Annotated in this window: 5 protein-coding genes; all 5 read left to right on the top strand. The window is 63.9% G+C overall.

Going from position 1 to position 3,560, the window contains the following annotated elements; translation table 11 throughout:
- The first annotated feature begins 29 nt into the window (after positions 1-29).
- Positions 30-392: a cupin domain-containing protein gene (locus tag QZX79_RS06005; RefSeq protein WP_294566019.1), complete on the top strand. Its 363-nt coding sequence runs from the start codon at positions 30-32 to the stop codon at positions 390-392.
- Positions 393-456: 64 nt separating this feature from the next.
- Positions 457-1,416, top strand: coding sequence for an alpha/beta hydrolase (locus tag QZX79_RS06000; RefSeq protein ID WP_294566018.1), 960 nt, complete (start codon positions 457-459; stop codon positions 1,414-1,416).
- Positions 1,417-1,530: 114 nt separating this feature from the next.
- Positions 1,531-1,959: a nuclear transport factor 2 family protein gene (locus QZX79_RS05995; protein ID WP_294566015.1), complete on the top strand. Its 429-nt coding sequence runs from the start codon at positions 1,531-1,533 to the stop codon at positions 1,957-1,959.
- A gap of 61 nt (positions 1,960-2,020) precedes the next feature.
- Positions 2,021-2,863 carry a sulfite exporter TauE/SafE family protein gene (locus QZX79_RS05990; RefSeq protein ID WP_294566013.1) on the top strand — a complete coding sequence of 281 codons (843 nt, stop codon included), beginning with the start codon at positions 2,021-2,023 and terminating at the stop codon, positions 2,861-2,863.
- Positions 2,864-2,976: 113 nt separating this feature from the next.
- On the top strand, positions 2,977-3,560 hold a 584-nt coding region (locus QZX79_RS05985), incomplete at its 3' end, for an SDR family NAD(P)-dependent oxidoreductase (protein ID WP_294566009.1).

The raw sequence follows: 3,560 nt of genomic DNA, 5'->3' as shown, positions 1-3,560 counted from the left end.
GAGCCGCCAATCTCAGAAGGATCAGGAACATGACCGAAGCACAAGAGGCCAAGCCGGCTCTGACCCGGGTCAGTTTGCAGGATGCGTCCAGTCCGGTGCAGGGCTGGAGGATCCGTCAGACCCTGGTGGAGATACCGGAAGGCACCTCCTCCGGCCGGCACAGCCATCCCGGGCCCGAAGTCGGGTACATCATCCGCGGAGAGGTGTCCATGGAGTTCGACGACGGGCCGCCGCTGGAGCTTCACGCCGGAAGCCCGTTCCTGATCCCGCCGGACACCATCCACAATGCGGTGAATGTCGGCTCGGTCACCACGAGAATGCTCTCGACCTACTTCGTCGCAGAGGACCAGCCGCTGGTCACCACCTACCCCGCACCGGAACTTCCCGAATGAACTACCACTGATCCACCCATCAACCCATCTGCCGGCAGTCCAGCAGTCCTAGAAAGGTTTCATCATGTCCGAAGTAGTGCTTGAACCAGGTGCCCAGGTCATCGCCGACGCCTCAGCCCAGCCACCGGCTCTGCCCGACCTGGGTGTCGAGGGGGCCCGCAAGCTCCTCGATGACCTTCAGGCGGCCCCGGTCGACAAGGTCGAGATCGGCGAGGACAAGTGGATCACCGTCCCGGCCGACGTCGGAGACGTACAGGTGCGCATCATCAAACCCGTGGGTGCGTCCGGGACGCTGCCTGTCATCCTCTACGTCCACGGAGGCGGCTGGATCCTCGGCAACTCCGGTACGCACGACCGTCTCATCCGGGAACTGTGCGCAGGCGCCAACGCCGCCCTGGCCTTCGTTGAATACGAGCGCTCACCCGAGGCCCAATATCCGAAGGCCATCGAGCAGGCCTACGCCACCGCCCAGTGGATCACGAAGCAGGGCGCCACGGAGGGCCTCGACGGGTCCCGCATGGCCGTTGCCGGGGACTCGGTCGGCGGCAATATGACGGCCGCCCTGGCACTGCTCGCAAAGCAGCGCGGTGACGTGACCTTCGTCCACCAATCGATGTATTACCCGGTCACGGACGCCGACCAGGACACCGAGTCCTACCGCACCTTCGCCGACGGGCCGTTCCTGACCGCCAAGGGCATGGCCTGGTTCTGGGATGCCTACCTCCCCGATGTCGCCCGCCGCTCGGAAATCACGGCCTCACCGCTGAAGGCCACCCTCGAGGACCTCCGGGGACTGCCCCCGGCCCTGCTGCTCGTGGACCAGAACGACGTCCTCCGGGACGAGGGCGAGGCCTACGCGGCCAAACTCGTCCAGGCCGGGGTGCCCACCACCAGCGTCCGCTATAACTTCGTCACCCACGACTTCATGATGCTCAACCCCGAACGGGTGACCCAGGGAACAACCGCCGCCATCGAACAGGCAATCCGCTCGCTCCAGAAAGCCCTGGGAACCGGAAACAACTAGAGCGGACCTCCCCCAGCATCCTCGACCCGGTCACGGGGGCCTCAGCAACCAGCCCGCGGGACCGGGAACAGGTGCGGGCTCCCTCTGAACGCAGGGAATGAAAGGCACATCACTATGGATCAGGACCAGATCAGTGCGGCGGAGCGAATTGCTCTTGCCAAGGAGTACTTTAGGAAGGTCGACTCCGGTGACCCCAACCTGCTCGATATGTTTACCGATGACACCGAGATTTTCTTCCCGAAGTTTGGATTCGCGCATGGGAAAGCGGAGATCGTTCCGTTTCTTGTCGGCTTGACCTCGGCCGTGACCTCGTTCGATCACCCACAGTCCCGCATGACCTTTACCTCCAGCGACAACCGCGTGGTTGTCGAAGGAGCGGAATCGGGCATGCTCGCCTCGGGAGTGCCTTTCCCCGGTGACGCCCGGAGCAGCGGCCTGTTCTGCAATGTCTTCGAGTTCCGCGGCCAGCTGATCAGCCGCCTGCACGTCTACGCCGACCCGGACCTGGCCGGCCAGCAGCCCGCGCTCTTCGCCTGGAACTGAACTTTTCGCTTGGAACTGAACGAGGGCCACTCCAAGTACATCTGCCCAGTGGAGGAGAGAAATGAGCGGCGTGAAGGAAAGTGCCCCGCCGGGACCCCGCACGGCGGGCACACGATTTTGGATCGTTCTCATTGGCGTCGGAGTGGTGGGAGGACTGCTGTCCGGCCTGTTCGCCATTGGCGGCGGAATCATCATGGTGCCGCTGCTGATGGCTCTGGCGAACTTCGACCAGCGCAGGGCCGCCGCGACCTCGCTTGCCGCGATTGTGCCGGCATCGGTCGTGGGTTCCGCCACCTACCTGCTCGCCGGTGAGATCGACCTCCTTGCAGGATTTTTCATCGCCATTGGCGGCATCGTCGGGGCGCTGCTCGGCACCGCCCTCCTGAAAAGAATTCCCCTTGTGTGGCTGCGCTGGATGTTCATCGTCTTCATCCTCCTGGTTGCAGCACGCATGGTCCTGGTCTCGCCGGTCCGCGGAGAAAGCCTCGAATTCTCCGTGCAGGTCGCACTTGGCTATGTCGTGCTTGGCCTGGCCATGGGGATACTCTCGGGCCTGTTCGGAATCGGAGGCGGAATCATCGTCGTGCCGGCCCTGATCGGAATTTTTGCCATCAGCGACCTCATCGCCAAAGGCACCTCTTTACTGGTCATGATCCCCACCAGCGCCATCGGCACGGGCGCCAACTGGCGGGCCGGAACCGTCGACGTGGGCGCCGGCCTCATCGTTGGGGTGGCCGCAACAGCCGCTTCCATACCGGGTGCTGGACTTGCCCTGGCCCTGCCGGCGCGGTTGTCCGGCATTCTCTTTGGCGCCCTGCTCCTCGTCGTCGCCGCGCAGCTCACCCTCCGGACCATCAGGACATCCCGCACCGCGCGTAACTCCCCTGGCAAGGTAGCCCCCTGAGGCGCGGGAGGGAAACGTCATCGCGACCGCCTGCCACGCTCATTATTGCCCGTATCGACAAAAACAATCTACGATGAGACATCCACGTCGTAAGAGAAGAACAGAGGCCCGCCATGGGACAGCTTGAGAACAAAACCGCATTGATCACTGGGGGGACCACGGGCATCGGCTTCGCGACTGCCCAGCGCTTCGTCCAGGAGGGAGCGCATGTCTTCATCACCGGTCGCCGCGAGGCGGAATTGAACGCCGCGGTCGCCGCATTGGGAGATCGAGCGACAGGAATCCGGGGCGATGTCTCGGATCTCGACGACCTGGACCGCATCTTCTCCGCTGTGGCATCCGGAGGGAAGGACCTCGATGTCCTCTTTGTGAACGCCGGCGGCGGAGGGTTTGCCACTCTCGAGCAGCTGACACCGGAGGCGTTCGATCAAACCTTCGGCGTCAACGTGCGGGGCACAGTCTTCACAGTGCAAAAGTCGCTTCCCATGCTCGCGGATCACGCCTCCGTGATCATTACGGGATCGAACGCGTCAAGCAAGGGGAACCCTGCGTTCGGCGTCTACGCTGCGACAAAGGCAGCATTGCGTTCATTCACGCGGACGTGGGCGGCCGAGCTCGCCGGCCGCCACATCCGGGTGAACACGATCGCCCCGGGACCCACTGAGACGCCCGGCCTCACCGGACTCGCCTCCGACCC

It is taken from the genome of uncultured Arthrobacter sp. (assembly GCF_902805515.1).
Classification (GTDB): domain Bacteria; phylum Actinomycetota; class Actinomycetes; order Actinomycetales; family Micrococcaceae; genus Arthrobacter_D.
This window is presented reverse-complemented; position numbering and strand designations above follow the sequence as displayed.